The sequence below is a fragment of the Bartonella sp. TT119HLJHH genome (assembly GCF_042193385.1).
In the GTDB taxonomy this organism is placed as follows: Bacteria; Pseudomonadota; Alphaproteobacteria; order Rhizobiales; family Rhizobiaceae; genus Bartonella.
This window is the reverse complement of record NZ_JBHILS010000008.1, coordinates 24,921-43,048: the sequence shown is the minus strand read 5'-3', so window position 1 is coordinate 43,048 and position 18,128 is coordinate 24,921. Positions and strand designations below refer to the sequence as shown.

General features: G+C 38.5%; 16 protein-coding genes and 1 other RNA gene. 6 read left to right on the top strand and 11 right to left on the bottom strand.

The features are described from left to right. Positions 1-159: 159 nt before the first annotated feature. The 3 genes from ACFIJL_RS05715 to ACFIJL_RS05705 are packed head-to-tail and all read right to left on the bottom strand — an operon-like array spanning position 160 to position 3,481. Entirely contained in the window at positions 160-1,986 is a 1,827-nt protein-coding gene (locus ACFIJL_RS05715) for an aminopeptidase P family protein (protein ID WP_375623359.1), read from the bottom strand. 17 nt (positions 1,987-2,003) lie between these two features. Continuing rightward, positions 2,004-2,873 carry a 50S ribosomal protein L11 methyltransferase gene (locus ACFIJL_RS05710; RefSeq protein WP_375623357.1) on the bottom strand — a complete coding sequence of 290 codons (870 nt, stop codon included), beginning with the start codon at positions 2,871-2,873 and terminating at the stop codon, positions 2,004-2,006. Positions 2,874-2,899: 26 nt separating this feature from the next. Next, complete coding sequence (locus tag ACFIJL_RS05705; RefSeq protein WP_375623355.1) at positions 2,900-3,481, bottom strand: SCO family protein; 582 nt, start codon at positions 3,479-3,481, stop codon at positions 2,900-2,902. Between the two features lie 139 nt (positions 3,482-3,620). Here ACFIJL_RS05705 and ACFIJL_RS05700 point away from each other — a divergent pair, with 139 nt between their 5' ends. After that, positions 3,621-4,250: a DapH/DapD/GlmU-related protein gene (locus tag ACFIJL_RS05700; RefSeq protein ID WP_375623353.1), complete on the top strand. Its 630-nt coding sequence runs from the start codon at positions 3,621-3,623 to the stop codon at positions 4,248-4,250. A gap of 56 nt (positions 4,251-4,306) precedes the next feature. Here the strand turns inward: ACFIJL_RS05700 and ACFIJL_RS05695 are convergent, their stop codons facing one another. The 5 genes from ACFIJL_RS05695 to ssrA form a co-directional block, all read right to left on the bottom strand. Next, positions 4,307-6,646 carry an ATP-dependent helicase gene (locus tag ACFIJL_RS05695; RefSeq protein WP_375623351.1) on the bottom strand — a complete coding sequence of 780 codons (2,340 nt, stop codon included), beginning with the start codon at positions 6,644-6,646 and terminating at the stop codon, positions 4,307-4,309. 120 nt (positions 6,647-6,766) lie between these two features. Further along, positions 6,767-7,018: a ribbon-helix-helix domain-containing protein gene (locus ACFIJL_RS05690; protein WP_273790764.1), complete on the bottom strand. Its 252-nt coding sequence runs from the start codon at positions 7,016-7,018 to the stop codon at positions 6,767-6,769. A gap of 10 nt (positions 7,019-7,028) precedes the next feature. After that, the gene (locus tag ACFIJL_RS05685; RefSeq protein ID WP_375623348.1) at positions 7,029-7,211 is read right to left on the bottom strand and encodes a DUF4169 family protein; all 183 of its coding nucleotides are present in this window, start codon (positions 7,209-7,211) and stop codon (positions 7,029-7,031) included. Positions 7,212-7,219: 8 nt separating this feature from the next. Further along, a complete protein-coding gene (locus ACFIJL_RS05680; protein ID WP_375623346.1) occupies positions 7,220-7,765 on the bottom strand; it encodes an SspB family protein in 546 nt (181 codons plus the stop codon). A gap of 181 nt (positions 7,766-7,946) precedes the next feature. Continuing rightward, positions 7,947-8,303: a transfer-messenger RNA gene (gene ssrA, locus ACFIJL_RS05675) on the bottom strand. 97 nt (positions 8,304-8,400) lie between these two features. On the opposite strand from ssrA, the gene ACFIJL_RS05670 reads away from it, so the two are divergent. After that, entirely contained in the window at positions 8,401-8,706 is a 306-nt protein-coding gene (locus tag ACFIJL_RS05670; protein WP_375623344.1) for a DUF2853 family protein, read from the top strand. A gap of 67 nt (positions 8,707-8,773) precedes the next feature. Here the strand turns inward: ACFIJL_RS05670 and ACFIJL_RS05665 are convergent, their stop codons facing one another. The 3 genes from ACFIJL_RS05665 to ACFIJL_RS05655 all read right to left on the bottom strand — a co-directional run bounded on the left by ACFIJL_RS05665 (position 8,774) and on the right by ACFIJL_RS05655 (position 14,301). Next, positions 8,774-10,081, bottom strand: a complete 1,308-nt coding sequence (locus ACFIJL_RS05665; RefSeq protein ID WP_375623342.1) for an MFS transporter — start codon at positions 10,079-10,081, stop codon at positions 8,774-8,776. A 649-nt stretch (positions 10,082-10,730) separates the two neighbouring features. After that, on the bottom strand, positions 10,731-12,041 hold the full coding sequence (locus tag ACFIJL_RS05660; protein ID WP_375623340.1) for an MFS family transporter: 1,311 nt from the start codon (positions 12,039-12,041) through the stop codon (positions 10,731-10,733). A 952-nt stretch (positions 12,042-12,993) separates the two neighbouring features. After that, a complete protein-coding gene (locus ACFIJL_RS05655; protein ID WP_375623338.1) occupies positions 12,994-14,301 on the bottom strand; it encodes an MFS family transporter in 1,308 nt (435 codons plus the stop codon). A 213-nt stretch (positions 14,302-14,514) separates the two neighbouring features. Here ACFIJL_RS05655 and ACFIJL_RS05650 point away from each other — a divergent pair, with 213 nt between their 5' ends. The 4 genes from ACFIJL_RS05650 to hflC all read left to right on the top strand — a co-directional run bounded on the left by ACFIJL_RS05650 (position 14,515) and on the right by hflC (position 18,021). Next, the gene (locus tag ACFIJL_RS05650) at positions 14,515-15,309 is read left to right on the top strand and encodes a thymidylate synthase (RefSeq protein WP_375623336.1); all 795 of its coding nucleotides are present in this window, start codon (positions 14,515-14,517) and stop codon (positions 15,307-15,309) included. Then, entirely contained in the window at positions 15,306-15,815 is a 510-nt protein-coding gene (locus ACFIJL_RS05645) for a dihydrofolate reductase (protein ID WP_375623334.1), read from the top strand. The genes ACFIJL_RS05650 and ACFIJL_RS05645 overlap by 4 nt, the downstream gene beginning before the upstream one ends. Before the next feature lie 119 nt (positions 15,816-15,934). Beyond that, entirely contained in the window at positions 15,935-17,080 is a 1,146-nt protein-coding gene (gene hflK, locus ACFIJL_RS05640) for an FtsH protease activity modulator HflK (protein ID WP_375623332.1), read from the top strand. Positions 17,081-17,082: 2 nt separating this feature from the next. Further along, positions 17,083-18,021, top strand: coding sequence for a protease modulator HflC (hflC, locus tag ACFIJL_RS05635; protein WP_375623330.1), 939 nt, complete (start codon positions 17,083-17,085; stop codon positions 18,019-18,021). Positions 18,022-18,128 lie beyond the last annotated feature (107 nt).

The following is an 18,128-nucleotide window of genomic DNA, read 5'->3' as shown; positions in this document are numbered from 1 at the left end:
CTCACTTTGCTTCACCTAGGTCAGTGTTTGCCATATCAGAAAAAACGTGAAGTATCTTGTAGAAATATTTTTTGTATTTCCTGACGCAAGTACATATTTTTCTCTAAAAAAAGACGGTGCTGTTTTTGTAGAAAGGGTAAAAGTTATAGGTTGCTTGATTTAAAGGGGCATTGTTGCCTCTTTTGCCCATTTTTTATCTTCTTCGTTCAAGTAAGGTGCATTAACCTGATAAACATGTGCATGGTAATCATTAAGCCATTGTCGTTCTTCTTGTGTCAAAAGCTCTGGAAGGATTAACCGTCGATCAATGGGGCAATGTGTGAGTGTTTCGAACGAGAGCATTTCTATATCTCCACCATCAATTTTTTGTGCTGCCTGCACAATCATCAAATTTTCAAGACGGATACCAAAAGCGCCTTCGCGGTAATAGCCTGGTTCGTTTGAAAGAATCATACCGGGGATGAGTTCTTGGCACCCTTTGCGGGAAATATTTTGCGGTCCTTCATGGACAGAAAGATAAGATCCAACACCATGACCCGTGCCATGGGCATAATCAAAACCAGCTTTCCATAATGCAATGCGTGCAAGAGCATCAATGTCTTGTCCACGTGTGCCTTTTGGAAATCTGATAGTTGAAAGCGCAATCATGCCTTTGAGGACAAGCGTAAAACAGCGTTTTTCTTCTTCTCCAATATTGCCGATTGCTACGGTGCGTGTGACATCAGTCGTGCCATCACGATATTGTCCACCTGAATCAACAAGATAAAGTTCACCGGCTTTGAGTTGTTTATTTGTTTGCGTTGTTACACGATAATGAATAATGGCACCATTTGCTCCTGTTGCTGAGATTGTATCAAAAGAAAGATCTTTAAGTTTTTCTCCCATTTCTTTTGCTGTATTTATGCGAAATTCTTCTAATTTTTGAGCAGCAGAAACTTCATTTATTGACTCTGGTATTTGTTTATCTAACCAAGAAAAAAAACGGGTTAGGGCAACACCATCGCGTAGATGCGCTTTGCGTGCGCCATTGAGTTCTGTGTCATTCTTAATAGCACGTGGTAGAGCAGCAGGGTCGGTAAGCGTGATGAAAGAGCTGTTTTCTTCTTTAATGATAGTGCGTAATTTTTCGCATGTTAGTTGTGGATCTAAGGCAAACACTGTCCCTTTTTGAATATACTCTTTGATCTTGGGAACAAGCTGTTCTGGTTCATATAATTTTGCATAACGTTCCAGATATTGTTTCTGTTCTACACCAAGTTTTTTGCTGTTAATGAATAAGACTGGTGTTTCATTAAGTGGAATGAGAGCAAAACAAAGGGAAAAAGGTGTATTGGAAACATCATTGCCCCGTATATTAAATGTCCATGCAATGGAAGAGGGGTCTGTAAAAATAAAGGCATCTGCATTGGCTTTTTGTATATATCTGCAAATCAATGCCAACTTTTCATCTGAACTGCATCCTGCATATTTGAGAGGATGAACTGATAGGGCAGATTGCGGTAATTTTGGTTGATCATGCCAGAGCAAATCAATGGGATTATGTTGAACTTCTACAAGTGTCCCGCCGGCTTTATTTTCTAATGCGTTTTTCAATATATCGATAGCAGTAATGGTGTGAAGCCATGGGTCAAAGCCAATAGAAAGTTTTTTTCCATTTGTTTCAAGCCATTGTGAAGGAGGGAAGATTATTAGATCTTCATAATCAAAAATATGAGGATCAGTTTGTTGGCGGACTTGAAGTTTATAGCGTCCATCTGTGAATATAATGGCTTTGTTTTTTAAAATGAGGGCAATCCCAGCTGAACCAGTAAAGCCGGTTAGCCAGCTAAGACGTTGAGCATGAGGGGGGACATATTCTCCTTGATGTTCATCGCACCGTGGAACAAGAAAACCATCGATCCCAAGGCGATCAAGTTCTTTACGAAGGGAGGCAATGCGTTTTGCAGCATGCGTGGGATTTGTTGTCGCCTCAAAAGATTGATACATAACAACGTCCTTTTCATTTATTTTAGATGTATCGTTACCCATCCTTGCCGGTGGTATGTTTCGATATGCTTCAGTCCTTGTTTTATATAAATATCTAAAACATGGGCGTGTTGCTCTTCAAGAATTCCAGAGAGTATAAGTGATCCTCCTTTTTTAAGGGCTTTTACCATTTCTTGCGCAAGTTCAATGAGAGGATTGGCAAGAATATTGGCAACAATGAGATCAAAAGGGGCTCGTGTTGCAATGTGTTCATGCATAAAACCTGTTGCAGTAACCGCTGTAATATACTCTTTTACGCCATTAAGCTCGATATTATGTTGTGCAACTTGAATAGCAATAGGATCAATATCGGAGGCGAGAATAGTAATGGGCTTGAGCATTGCTATGCCAATGGCTAAGACTCCACTGCCAGTTCCAAGATCAAGGGCATTTTGTGGATTTTCGTGTTTCATTACTTTGGCAATCATTTCCAAACAACCGGCTGTTGTTCCATGATGCCCAGTTCCAAAGGCTTGATTCGCTTCAATTTCAATAGGGAGAACATTTGCTGGAATGGTGTTTCGGTGGTGACTTCCATGAAGGAAAAAAGGACCTGCATGTATAGGTTTTAGTCCCTCTAGGCTTTTTTGTACCCAATCAATATTGGGTAAAACTTCTATATTAATTTTATCAAAATCTATAGAGAGAACGCTTGCAAAACGTTTCAATGCGTGCTCCTGATTGTCTTGATCAACATATAGAGAAAGTTCATATATAGCATTTTTTTCGTCTATCTCTACAAGAGCAAGAGGATATCCTTCTTCGTCAAAAGCTGTTTCTATGAGGGTATAAAATTGTTCTGCTTCATTTTTAGAAGCAGTACAATAGAGGCGAATTTGTTGCGACATGCTGTTCTTTCTTTTGATCGGTTTTTTTAGTTTAAGATGAGTTTTTTTAACCGTTCAATGGCGATTTCATCTTTTAATTCGCTATCGCTTTCTTTCGTATCATAACGGATAACACCTGCTAACTTTCCGCCTTTTTTGAGTAAAAAAATTGCTGCCGTATGGTTATAAGTATAGTTTCCATCTTCCCCAGGGACTTTTTCAGCAACAATGTTGAAAGAATTGACCATTTTATGAACTTTATCAGGAGCTCCGCTAATGCCAATGATTTTATTGTTAAAATTACTGAGATAATTATGGAGTATTTCTGGTGTATCACGTTCGGGGTCAACAGTCACAAACCATATTCCTAACTTATCCGCTTGTGGTCCAAGGGCTGTAAGCCATCGATCAAGATTCATCAGTGTGGTAGGGCAGCTTTCAGGACACATTGTAAAACCGAAGAAAATTATTGAAGGCTTATTTCGAATATCAGCTTCGGTAATCGTTTTTCCATTTGAATCAGTGAGCGTAAAGTTATCACCTAAAGGCTTATTTATAAATGCATCATAAATAAAAATCCCCGTAAGAAATATAACTGTTAGCCCTAAAATGCGGAGTACATTTTTCATAGTTTGTCTCTTTTAAAAGTGTCAAAAAATTCTAGCATTGGCTGGTTTGTTTTGCAATGTTTGTTTCACGGTTGATTTTATTGGTTTGGTTGGTATGTCTTTCCATATCTATTGATGAAACAATTGATGGAAGGCAATAATGAATATTGAAAACGATCTTCGATTTCATGAAAGTAAACCTCGTATCCATACGACAGCACGGCTGCATGGTTGTAAATTAGGGCGCTATGTGGAAATTAATGAGCGGGTAGTTTTGCGTGATGTAATAGTTGGAGATTTTTCTTATTTAGAACGTAACAGTGAGGCTATTTACAGCGATATTGGTCGTTTTTGTTCTATTGCATCTCATGTCCGTGTGAATGCGTTGGAGCATCCCATGGAGCGTGTTTCAACGCATAAAATAACCTATCGTCCAAACGAATATTTTCGTTATATGGCATTAGACAGTGGTTTTCGTGAAAGGCGTTGTGCAAAACGTGTTATTATTGGGCATGATGTGTGGATTGGACATGGTGCGGTTATTATGCCTGGAGTGACAATTGGTCATGGCGCTATCATTGGCGCGAACGCTGTTATAACGAAAGATGTTATGCCTTATACGATTGTCGTTGGGGTGCCTGCTAAGCGATTGCGGATGCGGTTTCCCAATCATGTGATAGAATGCCTTTTAGATATGGCTTGGTGGGATTGGCCACTTGATAAAATTCATGACGCATTGCCTGATATGCAAAATTTGCCCATTGAAGCCTTTGTTCGTAAATGGAAATGATAGTCAGAATAAAACAAAGTGGTTTCTTGAAAAAACTGATCGTGGTTTACTTGTAATTAAGCTTTGTTTACAAAATTGTCTAGTACACGCTTTTCTCCGGCTTTTTCGAACATTATTGTCAATTTATGATCGTCTATTGCTGTAATATAACCATAGCCAAATTTTATGTGAAAAATCCGATCATTGACAGAAAAATCTGATGGTGCATGAGAGATTGATTGAGAGATAACTTTCCCTTCAATATTCTTGTTTTTTTGTGCACGCTTTTGTCTTGGTGTTGCATAGTCAGTATAAAAGGAATCGTGATATTGAAAGGAAGATTTTCCATAACCACCATAAGATGTTTCCATTTCTACAACTTCTATATGTTCTGCTGGTAATTCATCTAGAAAACGGGAGGGAAGAGCAGGTTGCCAAAGTCCATGAATTCTTCGATTCGATACAAACCATATATGCAAATATTTTTTTGCTCTTGTTAGACCTACGTAAGCAAGACGCCGTTCTTCTTCTAATCCTGAACGTCCACCTTCATCTAATGAGCGCTGGTGGGGAAAGAGTCCTTCTTCCCAACCTGGAAGAAAAACTGTTTCAAATTCAAGTCCTTTGGCTGAATGAAGTGTCATGATGTTGACTGCATCCATATTTTCATTATTTTCCGTTTCCATAACGAGTGCAACATGTTCCAAAAAACTTTGAAGATTTTCAAATTGTTCCATGGAACGAATCATTTCTTTAAGATTTTCTAGTCTTGTAGGAGCCTCTGGTGAACGATCTTCTAACCACATGGTTGTATAACCAGAATCATCAAGGACGATCTCGGCAAGTTCTCTATGAGGAGTGTCTTGAAGCATATTTTGCCAGCGGCGGAAGTTTTCAATGAGGCTTCGTAACGCACTGCGCGCCTTAGGCTTTAATTCATCTGTTTCAATGATGTCAGCGGCAGCAGAAAAGAGAGGAACAGCACGTGCACGTGCACTCTCATAAAGAATGCGCAGGGTTGCATCTCCTATGCCGCGTTTCGGTGTATTAATAACACGCTCAAAAGCTAAATCATCAGTGGGTTGGACAACAACGCGTAAATAAGCCATGGCATCACGTATTTCCATCCGCTCATAAAAACGAGGACCACCAATGACGCGATAATTAAGGCCAAGTGTTACAAAGCGATCTTCAAATTCACGCATTTGAAATGATGCGCGTACCAATATAGCCATATGATTTAATGCATGACCGGTTTGTTGTGCGCGTTCGATTTCTTCTCCGATTGCTCGTGCTTCTTCTGCCGAATCCCATGCTGAATGAATTTTTACCTTTTCTTCCTCACTCTTTATTTGAGCAGAAAAAAGGACTTTTCCCAGTCTTTCTTCATTATGCGCAATGAGATGGGAGGCGGTTTTGAGAATATGGGATGTTGAGCGGTAATTGCGTTCTAGACGAATAATTTTAGCAGAAGGAAAATCTTTTTCAAAACGTAATATGTTTTCGACTTTTGCACCACGCCATCCATAAATAGATTGATCATCATCGCCAACACAACAAAGATTAACATGTTGACCTTGAGGATGTTGGGCTAAAAGGCGAAGCCAAAGATATTGTGCTGTATTTGTATCTTGATATTCATCGACAAGAATATAACGAAATTGAGAATGATATTCGCGAAGAATATCTGGATTATGTTGGAAAATAGAGATAGAATGAAGTAGAAGGTCACCAAAATCACAAGCATTAAGATCTTTTAATCGATTTTGATAACTGTGATAAAGTTCGCGCCCCATGCCGTTACCAAAGGAATGAGCATCACTTTTTGAGATATGTTTTGGTGAAAGTCCTTGATTTTTCCAGGAATCAATCATCATGGCAAGGTTTCGTGCGGGCCAACGCTTATCGTCTAATCCTTCAGCTTGAATAAGCTGTTTTAAAAGTCGAAGAACATCGTCGCTATCAAGAATTGTAAAGTTTCTTTTTAAATCAACAAGCTCTGCGTGACGGCGTAAAATTTTAGCTCCAGTGGAATGAAAGGTTCCAAGCCAAGGCATACCTTCAACAACTTCTCCAATAAGTTCACCAATCCGTATTTTCATTTCACGGGCTGCTTTGTTGGTGAAAGTGACAGCAAGTATTTGCTGAGGAGAGGCAAGTCCAGAGCGTAAAATGTGAGAAATACGGGTTGTTAAAACGCGCGTTTTTCCTGTACCAGCACCTGCAAGAACTAAAAGAGGTCCCTCAGTATTCATAACAGCTTGTTGCTGTTCTGGATTGAGTTGTTCTAAATAGTCTGTGTTATATGACTTTTGTTCTTTTAGAGTATGGGAGAAAAAACCAGCGCTCTTTTTATCATGGTCTGGAGGGGAATCTTCTTCAAAGAAAGGTATGTTGTGATCAGAAAAATTACTCATTATCTCTCTTTTGTAGTCTTTTTTTCATTGAAGTTCTAGATTAAAAAAACTTCTCTTAAAAAGTCACAACAGTTTCAGTTGAACAGACAGAAAGAGAACGTAAAAAAATAAGCACAAACATTAAAGGCGTTGGGTGAGAACACTTTGAAGGGCATAAACGCGTAACGAGGCCGAGAGATTTACTTGTTGTGGTCTTTTGCTATCAATATCAGTGATAATAAAAGCTAAAGATTGTCCTTTTTGGCGGGCTATATCTTTTAGAATATCTAAAAATGGTGGTTCTAAAGAGACGCTTGTTGCGTGCCCATCAACGCGAACGGATATTTTTCGTGGAATAACTTTTGACCAATCGATAGAATTATTTTCGTGCATTTTTCTACCTTTATTCGTCATTTCGTAAACGATTTTGATCAAGAAATTTTTGCGTTTTTAAAGATTTTTGTTGCTCAAAAAGTTTTTCAGTTTTTGTTCGACCAAAACGATAACGATTTTGCTCAGCGCAAAGAGCTTTTTCTGTACGCTTTTTTTGTTTTCGAAATTGGCGAAGGTTAATTAATTCAGGCATGAGAAAGTTTATTTTTTCCGAAAAGAATCTAAAGAGACAACATCAGCACTTTGTTTTGTATCATTATTTGAAGGTTCTTTATTGGTACTGAGATTTTGTTCTTTTGTGAGCGTATTTTCTTTTTTTTGTTTGTTTGAGAGAGTAATGGGTGCAGATAAGGTGTTTTCTGAATTTTCACTTTCTCCAGAGGTCAGACTTGAGGGTAGATCAAATGCTGCTTCAAATGCTGCTACAGGATCATAAAAGACCTGAACGGAAGTAAAAGGAATTACCAGTTTTTCCGTTATTTCCCTGAAAGAGAGGGTTACTTCGAAGGCTGTTTCTGAAACACTGAGATCTCTAAACTGATGTTGCAAGACGATTGTCATTTGTTCAGGATAGCGATTTTTTAGCCGAGGAGAAATTTTAACGCCTGGGGCATTTGTCAAAAAAGTTATAAAAAAATGATGATTTCCCGGAAGACCTGCTTTGGCAACTTCCGATAAAACTTTACGGATAACTCCACGAAGCGCATCCTGAACGAGAATATCGTAACGGATTTGATCTTTAACCATCGAAGTTTATTCCTTTTATTTCACGTAGCAGAATGGATTGTATTGATATTGTGTAATAGAATGTATTTTAAAACTAGCAATATTTTGTCTACTATGTACCTCAATGAATCGAAAAAACACGAAAATCTATGGTAAATAATGTCTGATAATGTCTGAAAGATCAATCAATAACATTTAAAAAAGTGAAGGCTTCTGTTGCCAGGTGCCTTCGAACCCCGCTTAAACCTGCGACGGTTTAAGACTCAATTTGAAACATTCACACCACCTTAAGCGGCGAGACGTGCTTCCGCATAGTTGTCATTTGCAACTACTCATTTAGCCCGATAACGGTGGTACAATGCCGAGTAAAAGAGCGATCTTTACACCCTTGTCGATCCTATTTCGCCCCCACCAAAATATAACTTTGGTTTTTTATATTTTGGTGGAGGCGCCGGGTACCGCCCCCGGGTCCAATAGGTTTATTTCACCGTCCATTTATTACCATAGCTGGTAAACCAGCCCTCTAAATATAGATGAAGAACAGTCTTAGGAAAAGGGGGGGTTGTTAATATTTTTAATCCTCTAATTATTTATGGAGCTATACGAGGCGGCTATAAAGTATAGACCGCTCATTTTTGGAGAGGAGATGATGCAAAATGACAAATAATTTAGCAGATATTAAACTATATGATTCAAATCCCGATGAAGCAGCAATAGAACGACTTAGCCGTCGTTTAGCTTTAGTGATGAAAAAGCAGGATGCAGCGCTTGTTGCTACATCGGATCCAAAAGAGTTAGAACGTGTTGAAAAATGGGTTCAAGATGTTTTAGAAGCCGATGAGAAGAGTGCTAAAATGGCTGTTTCAAAAGTGGCTGAGATGATGTCTGGAGAGCGTAGAAAAAGTCGACTGACTTTTTATTATCTAGTTGCTAAGCACCTTAATGCACTTCATAAAATTTAAACAATATTAAATTTGCGATAATGATAAAAAAGCCCAATCTCTTGGGCTTTTTCGTTGATAAAAAGGGTTAATGTTTTTCATCTTCTTGGAGGTAGCCTCCTTTACGCATACTCGGGACAAAGAGAAGAGCAATGAATGCCATGATCATCACGACGGTTATATAAAAATAAAAGAGTGATTCATGACCGTACTTTTTTAATCCAAGCGCAACGTATTCAGCAGAACCACCAAATAAGGCGTTACCAATGGCATGAGAGATGCTAACGCCTAATGCGCGTATTGAAGAGGGAAACATTGCTGATTTTACGACACCAGAGATGGATGTATACATGCTCATAATGAAGAGCAAGCCAATAATGACGGAAAAGGCAATCCATATACTATGCGTATTACCGATTATCCAGAGTCCAGGAAATGTAAAGATGACAGAGAGTATACTCCAAATGATAAGTAAAGTTTTTGTTCCAATTTTATCGGCTATGATACCAGCTATGGGTTGGAATAGGATGAAAATGAATAGTACAGCTGTCATAATCGTTGTTGCGGTATGTTTATCAAAGCCGGTGGTTGTGATCAGATATTTTTGCATATAAGTCGTAAAGGTGTAAAACGTGAGTGATCCTCCTGATGCAAAGCATGCAATTACGACAACGGCTCTTGTATGCTTGGTGAGAAGTTCCTTAAGACTGCCAGAGTGTTTGTGAGAGCGGCTTTCTTTCGTGGTTGTTTCGTGGAGAGAACGACGCAGATAAATCGCAATCACTGCCCCGAAACCACCAATCACAAAAGGAATGCGCCATCCCCATGCTTTTAACTGATCTTCAGAGAGATAAGATGCTAGAATAAATATAATGAAGCTGGCAAGAAGTTGACCTGTAATAAGGGTGGCTGATTGGAAAGAAGCAAAAAGCCCACGATGTTTTTTGAGAGCAACTTCGCTCATATAAGTGGCTGCTGTACCATATTCACCACCCGCTGAAAGTCCTTGCATCATCCGAGCTAAAAGTAAAAGGATTGCTGATGTTATTCCTAAGGTTTCATAGGTGGGAAGTATGGCGATGAAAAAAGAGCCACCACACATCATAAAAATGGATATAAGCATCGAGCGTTTACGTCCATAACGATCGGCGACAAATCCTAAAAACCAAGCTCCAATAGGGCGCATAAGAAAGCCAATAAAAAACACACCCGCGGTTTTTAACAGTGGTGTAATCGTATCACCATCGGAGGGAAAGAATTGTGATGCAAAATAAATTGATGCAAATGAGTAAACGTAAAAATCATACCATTCTACGAGATTTCCTGATGCGCTTGCTATAATAGCAAAAACACGTTTTCTTGCATCCTGTGATGCTGAAGTTGTTTCATTTTTCATGAATTGTTCCCCTTTTGGATTTATATTTTATATTTTCTAAACATAATTGTTTATGATTTCCAGAAAAATTCAATTGTATTATAATAATTTCTTAGGGAAACTCTTTAAGATGATTTATTAGAGTTATGTTGTCATTCGTTTTAAGATTTTTACTTGTGTTATAGAATAAAAAGTTATCACGTTGCATTTAAAGGGAGAGAACATTGAAAAGTAGATCAAGATACCTTTAAACTTGATGAGAAGAATGCATTTATTGGAATAATACCGGAAGATCATAGAAGAGATGGTCTTTATGATGGAAAGCCCCAAAATTGAAAACATTTCATAAAGCTTAAATAATGAGGGGATTTTTGTGTCCTTGCTTATCTTGTTGTATCACCACACATCATTATTTAGGAGGGGGAGGTAAGCCTCAGATAAGGTTTTCCGTATGAGGTGTTTTTTAGATATCGTGATAATATTTAGGGTAGGGCTTGCCTATAGAATCTTATCAAGTAAATTATATAAAGAGGGCAGTAACTATAGACAGCTTAAGAGAAACTGAGTTGTTTGTAAGACGAATGCGGGGCAGCATTTTTGTTCTTTATTAGGATGGATAGGAGATCAAAAAAAGCCCAATTTCTTGGGCTTTTTTATCCAGAAAATAAGTTTAATGAAGTCTATCGTCCTTATCGAGATATCCTCCTTTATCTATATCGGGCATAAGAAGAATAGAGATGAGTGCAATGACCATCATACCAACGATGTAAAAAAAGAAAACAGATTCGTATCCCATATTTTTTAATCCAAGCGCTACATATTCAGCAGAACCGCCAAAGAGTGCGTTGCCAATGGCAAAAGCAAATCCAACACCAATTGCTCGGATTGAAGCAGGGAACAATTCTGCTTTTATGATACCAGCAATGGACGTATAAAAACTCATAACACAGAGTATTCCAATAATAATTAAGAGTGCTGTCCATGGATTATGGGCATTACCGATCATTTTAAGTACAGGAATGGTGCAGATAATGGATAATGCCCCCCAACTAATGAGTGAAGCTCTTGCTCCAATTTTATCGGCTAGGGAACCAAAAAGGGGTTGGAGTAGCACAAAAATAAAGAGGGCGGCAGTCATTATCGTTGTTGCGGTTTGTTTATCAAAGCCGGTGGTTGTGATCAGATATTTTTGCATATAAGTGGTGTATGTATAAAATGTGAGTGATCCACCAGCTGTAAAGCCAACAACCAAAAAGAAAGCTTTTTTATGATTGCGAAAAAGTTCTCGAAGACTACCAGCATGTTTTTCAGAGCGGCTTTTGTGGGTTGTTGTTTCATGGAGCAAACTACGCAGATAAATTGCAACGATTGCTCCAAAGCCACCAATCACAAAAGGAATACGCCATCCCCACGCTTTTAACTGATCTTCAGTAAGGTAAAGGGCTAAAATAAATATTATAAAGCTTGCGAGAAGTTGACCTGAGATCGTTGTTGCATATTGAAAAGAAGCAAAGAGCCCGCGACGATTTTTGGGTGCAACTTCGCTCATATAAGTTGCTGCTGTACCATATTCACCTCCAACGGAAAGTCCTTGAAACATACGGACAAAAAGGAGAAGGAATGCTGCTGTTATTCCCAAGGTTTTATAAGTGGGAAGTATGGCAATGAGAAAAGAGCCACCACACATCATAAAAACAGAAATAAGCATTGAGCGTTTACGTCCATAACGATCCGCAATGAATCCAAAGAGCCATGCTCCAATTGGACGCATAAGAAAGCCAATAAAAAAGATTCCTGCCGTTTTTAACAGTTGTGTAACAATATCTTCATCTTCAGGAAAAAATTGTGATGCAAAATAAACCGATGCAAAGGAGTAAGCATAAAAGTCGTACCATTCTACCAGATTTCCTGATGCGCTGGATATAATAGCAAAAATACGTTTCCTTGTATCATGTGGATCTAACGTTGTTTGATTATTCATGAAGTATTCCCCTTTTAGATTTATAACTTTTCTTCTTTTTAAAGTTGTTTACGATGTGCATTATAAAAACGCTATTGTAGCATGATAATTTTTTAGGGAAACATAAAGATTTTTTCTAGAGCTATCAGTGATGTTGTGGGCTCATGGTGTTGTTATATTGCGTAAATCATACGCTTTTTACTATCCTTAAGGAAATATTATTTTTTGTTTGATTGTGAATTATTTGCATATGCAGAGTATTTATGAAGATATGATACTCTTTAGTTTATATGCTTGATGTTGTTTCGTAAAATGATGTTATTGACTATTGCATGCGAGGTTGGTGTATCATTTAAAATACTTTTTAGGAATGATCTTAAGTGTTAAGGAGGAGTACAATATTAAGAGTTCGCCAATAGTATAATAATAGCGGCTTGCACTTTTATTAAGTGTAAAGAGAGTAATGCCTATGTTTATATTTTACGGGGCTTTTACGTTATGTCATTCACGGGTGCCGTTGTGAAATGGAGTTGGGTACATTGAGAAATGTTTCTCAAAAAAGTGTGCGAATTCATAATATAATTGTATTTTCTATTTTTCATGAAAGGATTTGTGTTGCATGAGGGGTACCATTAAGAACGTATTAAACAAAATCATGAGTGTAGTCTTTATTATTGATAAAATCTCTTGAAAGATAATCACTTTTCTTCGACTTTGAGTGGAAATGGGAATATTAAAATAAATCAAACGTTTTTTATCTTTAGTGAACTAAATTCAGAAAAAGAAGTATTTATTACATCATAATATGAAGCCATTTATTTTTATAAGCGGCGTGTGCAGGAGGGAACATTGCTTCTTTAGAGTGTTTGAAGGGATAAAAAATTGTGAGCTTTAAACTTCTATCGGAAAGAATATAAAAAAGCCCAGAATACTGGGCTTTTTTGTTAAAATCCTTGTTTGTTAACATTAAAGGTTAATGAATATCGTCTCCTTGTAAATACCCTTTTTTGCGAGCATCTGGCATTAAGAGAACAGAAATGAATGCAATAATCATCATGCCGGTTATATAAAAATAGAAGACAGATTCATATCCAAGATCTTTTAATCCAAGCGCGACATATTCAGCAGAACCGCCAAACAGTGCGTTGGCAATAGCATAAGAGAGCCCAACTCCTATTGCTCGTACTGAAGCGGGAAACATTTCTGATTTTACAATGCCAGAGATAGATGTATAAAAGCTCATAATGCAGAGCATTCCAGTAATGACTGATAAAGCAATCCATGTACTATCAGTATTACCAATCATATTAAGTCCAGGAATAGTAAAGATAATAGATAAGACACTCCAAATAAGGAGAGAAGTTCTTGTTCCAATTTTATCTGCGAGAGAACCAAAGAGGGGTTGGAGTAACATGAAAACAAAGAGTGCAGCTGTCATGATTGTTGTGGCTGTATGTTTATCAAAGCCAGTGGTTGTGATCAGATATTTCTGCATGTAAGTCGTATAGGTGTAGAATGTGAGCGATCCTCCAGCTGTAAAGCCAATAACCAGAAAGAAAGCTTTTCGGTGGTTGCTCAGAAGTCCCCGAATACTACCAGCTTGTGCACTAGAACGACTTTCTTTGGTTGTTGTCTCATGGAGTGTGCGGCGTAGATAAATCGCAACAATTGCGCCGCATCCACCAATGGCAAATGGAATACGCCAGCCCCACGCTTTTAGCTGATCTTCGGTGAGATAAAGCGCTAAAATGAATATAACGAGACTGGCTAGAAGTTGACCTCCAATCAGTGTGGTATATTGGAAAGAGCTAAAAAATCCGCGGCGATTTTTGAGGGCGATTTCGCTCATATAAGTTGCTGTTGTACCATATTCACCACCGACAGAAAGCCCCTGAAGCATTCTGAGTAAAAGTAAAAGAATTCCTGCTGCCATTCCAATGGTTTCATAGGTAGGAAGTAGGGCGATTAAGAACGAACCACCACACATCATAAAAACAGAGATAAGCATTGAGCGTTTGCGTCCGTAACGATCGGCAATGAAGCCAAAAAGCCATCCGCCGATTGGGCGCATAAGAAAACCAATAGCAAAAACACCCGCCGCTTTTAAAAGTTGCGTAACGTCATTGCCATCTGAGGGAAAGAATTGTGATGCAAAATAAATAGATGTAAAGGAATAAACATAAAAGTCATACCATTCTACTAGATTACCTGATGCACTGGACACGATAGCCCAGATACGTTTTCTTGTATCATGTGGTTTTAAAGCTTCTTGTTTTTCCATAGTCGATCCCTTTATTTGATGTTCATCCATCTTTGTTCATTTATGTTATTTTCTTAGAAGCTGTCTATAGTATTTTATCTTTTGCATCAAAAATTTAGTTAGATCATGATAATTTCTTGTGTAAGATGTTTTTGGAAAAAGATTTGAATTACGTTTGTACGGATTTTACAGTTTTTATTTTCTATAATAAGAAGAATCGGACATAATACCCTCATGAAATCATATCTTGCTCTTTTATCTCATGTTTTAAATCAGGGTATTGATCGGACAGATCGAACGGGTGTTGGCACGCGATCTATCTTTGGGTATCAGATGCGCTTTGATTTACAAGCAGGATTTCCGTTGTTGACAACAAAGAAGCTACACTTACGTTCAATTATTTATGAACTTTTGTGGTTTCTTAAAGGCGATACAAATATTGCTTGGTTGAAAGAGCATGGCGTGTCAATTTGGGACGAGTGGGCTGATGAAAAGGGAAATCTTGGTCCTGTTTATGGTTATCAGTGGCGTTCTTGGCCTGCTCCTGATGGACGCCATATTGATCAAATTAACAATCTTTTAACGATGATTAAGGAAACGCCAGATTCTCGTCGCTTGATTGTATCAGCTTGGAATCCTGCATTAATAGAGGAAATGGCGTTGCCTCCGTGTCATTGTCTTTTTCAATTTTACATTGCTGAGGGGAAATTATCCTGTCAACTTTATCAGCGTTCGGCGGATATTTTCTTAGGTGTTCCGTTCAATATTGCGTCTTACGCATTGTTAACAATGATGATTGCGCAAGTAAGCGGTCTTAAAGTAGGGGATTTTATTCATACTTTGGGGGATGTTCATCTTTATTCTAATCATTTTGAACAGGCACAATATCAATTGTCTCGTATACCAAATACTTTGCCATCTATGCGCATAAATCCAGCGGTAACAGATCTTTTTTCTTTTAAATTTGAGGATTTTGAATTGCTTAATTATAAAGCACATCCCCATATTAAAGCGCCGGTAGCAATATGACGATTTCCATTTGTTTCATTGCTGCTGTTGCAGAAAATGGTGTTATCGGTCGTGAAGGTGCAATGCCGTGGCATTTATCAACGGATTTGCAACGCTTTAAAGCTTTGACATTGGGTAAGCCCATTATTATGGGGCGAAAAACTTGGGATTCTATCGGAAGGCCTTTACCAGGGCGTACAAATATCGTCATTACGCGTGATTGTACCTTTTGTGCTGAAGGGGCTGTTGTTGCTCACTCTTTATCGCAAGCTTGTTTTTTTGCAACAAATGTTGCTTCTCAAAATAATATAGAGGAAATTTTTATTATTGGTGGTGGTGAAATTTTTCAACAAGGGTTGCATATGGCTGATAAAATATTCCTTACAGAAGTTTTAGCTTCTATAGAAGGTGATAGTTTTTTTCCTGTTTTTGATAAAGAAAAGTGGACTATTGTGCAAACACAAGATATTCCAAAAGGGGATAAAGATAGTCATCCGACACGTTTTGTTGTTTATGAGCGGAAATAATTTTTTGTAATATAAAGCGGAAGGGGTTATCAGTTGTATTGTAATGAGGTAAGAGGCACCCTATAAGATCAAGCAAATGGTTGGTATTCGAGTAGTGGTAATCAGTTAAAGAGGTGATAATGCCCTGGACAAATCAAAATGGTGGTGGCCCATGGAGTGGCGATAAAACCAAAAACAGTGGTGATAAAAAAACACCCGCTAAGAATCTTTTTGGTTCTGGTGGCGGTAATGGTGGCGAAAATGGTCCCAATCTTAATGATATTTTGCGCAAAGGACAGGATCAGTTTAAACAATTTAGTAGAGGAGGAACTTTTGTTTTGTTCCTTCTGTTTGCTGTGTGTTTTTTGCTCTATCAGTCACTTTATATTGTCCAACAAAATGAGCAAGCAGTGGAATTGCGTTTTGGCATCCCTAAAGAAGGCATCATTGGTGATGGATTGCATTTTCATTTTTGGCCAATTGAGACCTATATGAAAGTACCTTTAACGGAAAAAACAATCGCGATTGGTGGGAAGCCTGGTCAGGTGCAACAAAGTGATGGTTTAATGCTTTCGAGTGATCAGAATATCGTGAATGTTAATTTTTCCGTTTACTATCGGATTTCATATCCTAGTCAATTTTTATTCAATGTGAATGATCAAGAAGGAACAGTTCGCCAAGTTGCTGAGAGTGCAATGCGTGAGGTCATTGGTTCGCGGCCGGTTGATGATGTTTTACGTGACAAGAAAGAAGAAGTTGCTAATGACGTTAGAAAGATTATCCAGTTGACTGTAGATAAATATCAACTTGGTGTTGAAATAAGCCGTGTGTCTATCAGTGAAGCTGCTCCTCCGACAAAGGTTGCTGCTGCGTTTAATTCTGTTCAGCAGGCGGAGCAGGAACGTGGAAGAATGATTGAAGAGGGGAATCGTGTACGTTTTACGAAAATTGGTTTAGCAAATGGTGAAGCTTCACGCACACGGGAAATCGCAAAAGGTGAAAAGGCACAAATGGTTGAAGAGGCAACAGGGCGTGCTGAACGGTTTCAGGCCATAGCTCGTGAGGCTGCGATTTCACCAGAAGCTGCGCGCTACCGTCTCTATATGGAGACGATGGGGCGGATTCTTTCTTCACCCAATAAGCTGGTTCTTGATCAGGCAAATTCTCCAGCCGTGCCTTATTTACCTTTGAACGAATTGTTGCGTAGCAAGTCGTCGGAAAAAGTAAAGGCAACATCAGCGCGTCCTGCGTTACTCTTAGATTCTCGTATTTCTGGAGGAGATTAATTATGCAGCAATCTCGCTTTTTGTTTGTTTTTAGTGCTATAGTGTTTGTTTTGATGATTTTGTGGATGTCCGTATTTATCGTCTATCCTCGTCAACAAGTAGCAATTAAGCGTTTTGGACAAATTGTTCAGGTAGAATCTAATCCTGGAATCTATTTCAAGGCGCCCTTTATCGATAAGATGATCATTGTTGATAATCGGTTATTGCGTTACGATGTTCCTACACAATCTGTACAGGTTCGTGGTGGTGCGTATTATGAAGTGGATGCGTTCTTTATTTACCGTATTACAGATCCTAAGTTGTTCTTACAGCGCATTGCTTCTGGGCGTCCACAAATTGCGGCACGTGAAAACCTTGCACCACGGTTTATTGATGCTTTGCGTGCTGTTTATGGTAAGCGAGAATTTAAAGCAGCCTTATCGGATGAACGAGGCGCGATGATGGCTGAAGTACAGAAGCAATTTTCTGTAGATGCAGGTTCGTTGGGTATTACCATTGTTGATGTGCGTATTCGTAAAACCGATTTGACTGATGCTGTTTCAGAAGATGTCTATCGGCAAATGGCAGCTGAACGTGAAGCTGCTGCGGAAAATATCCGTGCTCGTGGTCAACAAGAGCGAGATCGTATTGTAGCAGAAGCTAATCGTGAATATGAGGAAATTGTAGCAGCGGCAAAGCGTGATGCTGAAATTACCCGTGGTGAAGGTCAAGCTGAAAGTATTCGTCTTTTATTGAATGCGAGGGAGGCTAATCCGTCCTTTTATGATTTTTGGTTGGCGATGGAACAATACAAGAATTTAGAGAAAACACCGATGGTGATTTCACCAAATGAGGATTTCTTTTTCTATTTTCGTAATCCGCCGCAGGCAAATAAAGCATTCTTACCGACAATGAATACTGGCATTAGTAAAACTGATCCAAAATCGGAAGAGAATAGATAAAATAATGGATTGCAGATACGAGATTTTGCATGAAAAGAATGATCTGTGACCATTTTCTTTTATGGTAAAAGTGGTAGAGAGTATCGAGCCGTGCTGGTTTTATGTAG

Bases quoted from the DNA above. Each gene is read 5' to 3' on its own strand.
- hflC (WP_375623330.1), top strand. From the start codon at position 17,083: ATGCAGCAATCTCGCTTTTTGTTTGTTTTTAGTGCTATAGTGTTTGTT.
- hflK (WP_375623332.1), top strand. From the start codon at position 15,935: ATGCCCTGGACAAATCAAAATGGTGGTGGCCCATGGAGTGGCGATAAA.
- ACFIJL_RS05670 (WP_375623344.1), top strand. From the start codon at position 8,401: ATGACAAATAATTTAGCAGATATTAAACTATATGATTCAAATCCCGAT.
- ACFIJL_RS05690 (WP_273790764.1), bottom strand. From the start codon at position 7,018: ATGCACGAAAATAATTCTATCGATTGGTCAAAAGTTATTCCACGAAAA.
- ACFIJL_RS05705 (WP_375623355.1), bottom strand. From the start codon at position 3,481: ATGAAAAATGTACTCCGCATTTTAGGGCTAACAGTTATATTTCTTACG.
- ACFIJL_RS05700 (WP_375623353.1), top strand. From the start codon at position 3,621: ATGAATATTGAAAACGATCTTCGATTTCATGAAAGTAAACCTCGTATC.
- ACFIJL_RS05650 (WP_375623336.1), top strand. From the start codon at position 14,515: ATGAAATCATATCTTGCTCTTTTATCTCATGTTTTAAATCAGGGTATT.
- ACFIJL_RS05680 (WP_375623346.1), bottom strand. From the start codon at position 7,765: ATGGTTAAAGATCAAATCCGTTACGATATTCTCGTTCAGGATGCGCTT.
- ACFIJL_RS05645 (WP_375623334.1), top strand. From the start codon at position 15,306: ATGACGATTTCCATTTGTTTCATTGCTGCTGTTGCAGAAAATGGTGTT.
- ACFIJL_RS05710 (WP_375623357.1), bottom strand. From the start codon at position 2,873: ATGTCGCAACAAATTCGCCTCTATTGTACTGCTTCTAAAAATGAAGCA.
- ACFIJL_RS05685 (WP_375623348.1), bottom strand. From the start codon at position 7,211: ATGCCTGAATTAATTAACCTTCGCCAATTTCGAAAACAAAAAAAGCGT.
- ACFIJL_RS05655 (WP_375623338.1), bottom strand. From the start codon at position 14,301: ATGGAAAAACAAGAAGCTTTAAAACCACATGATACAAGAAAACGTATC.
- ACFIJL_RS05715 (WP_375623359.1), bottom strand. From the start codon at position 1,986: ATGTATCAATCTTTTGAGGCGACAACAAATCCCACGCATGCTGCAAAA.
- ACFIJL_RS05695 (WP_375623351.1), bottom strand. From the start codon at position 6,646: ATGAGTAATTTTTCTGATCACAACATACCTTTCTTTGAAGAAGATTCC.
- ACFIJL_RS05660 (WP_375623340.1), bottom strand. From the start codon at position 12,041: ATGAATAATCAAACAACGTTAGATCCACATGATACAAGGAAACGTATT.
- ACFIJL_RS05665 (WP_375623342.1), bottom strand. From the start codon at position 10,081: ATGAAAAATGAAACAACTTCAGCATCACAGGATGCAAGAAAACGTGTT.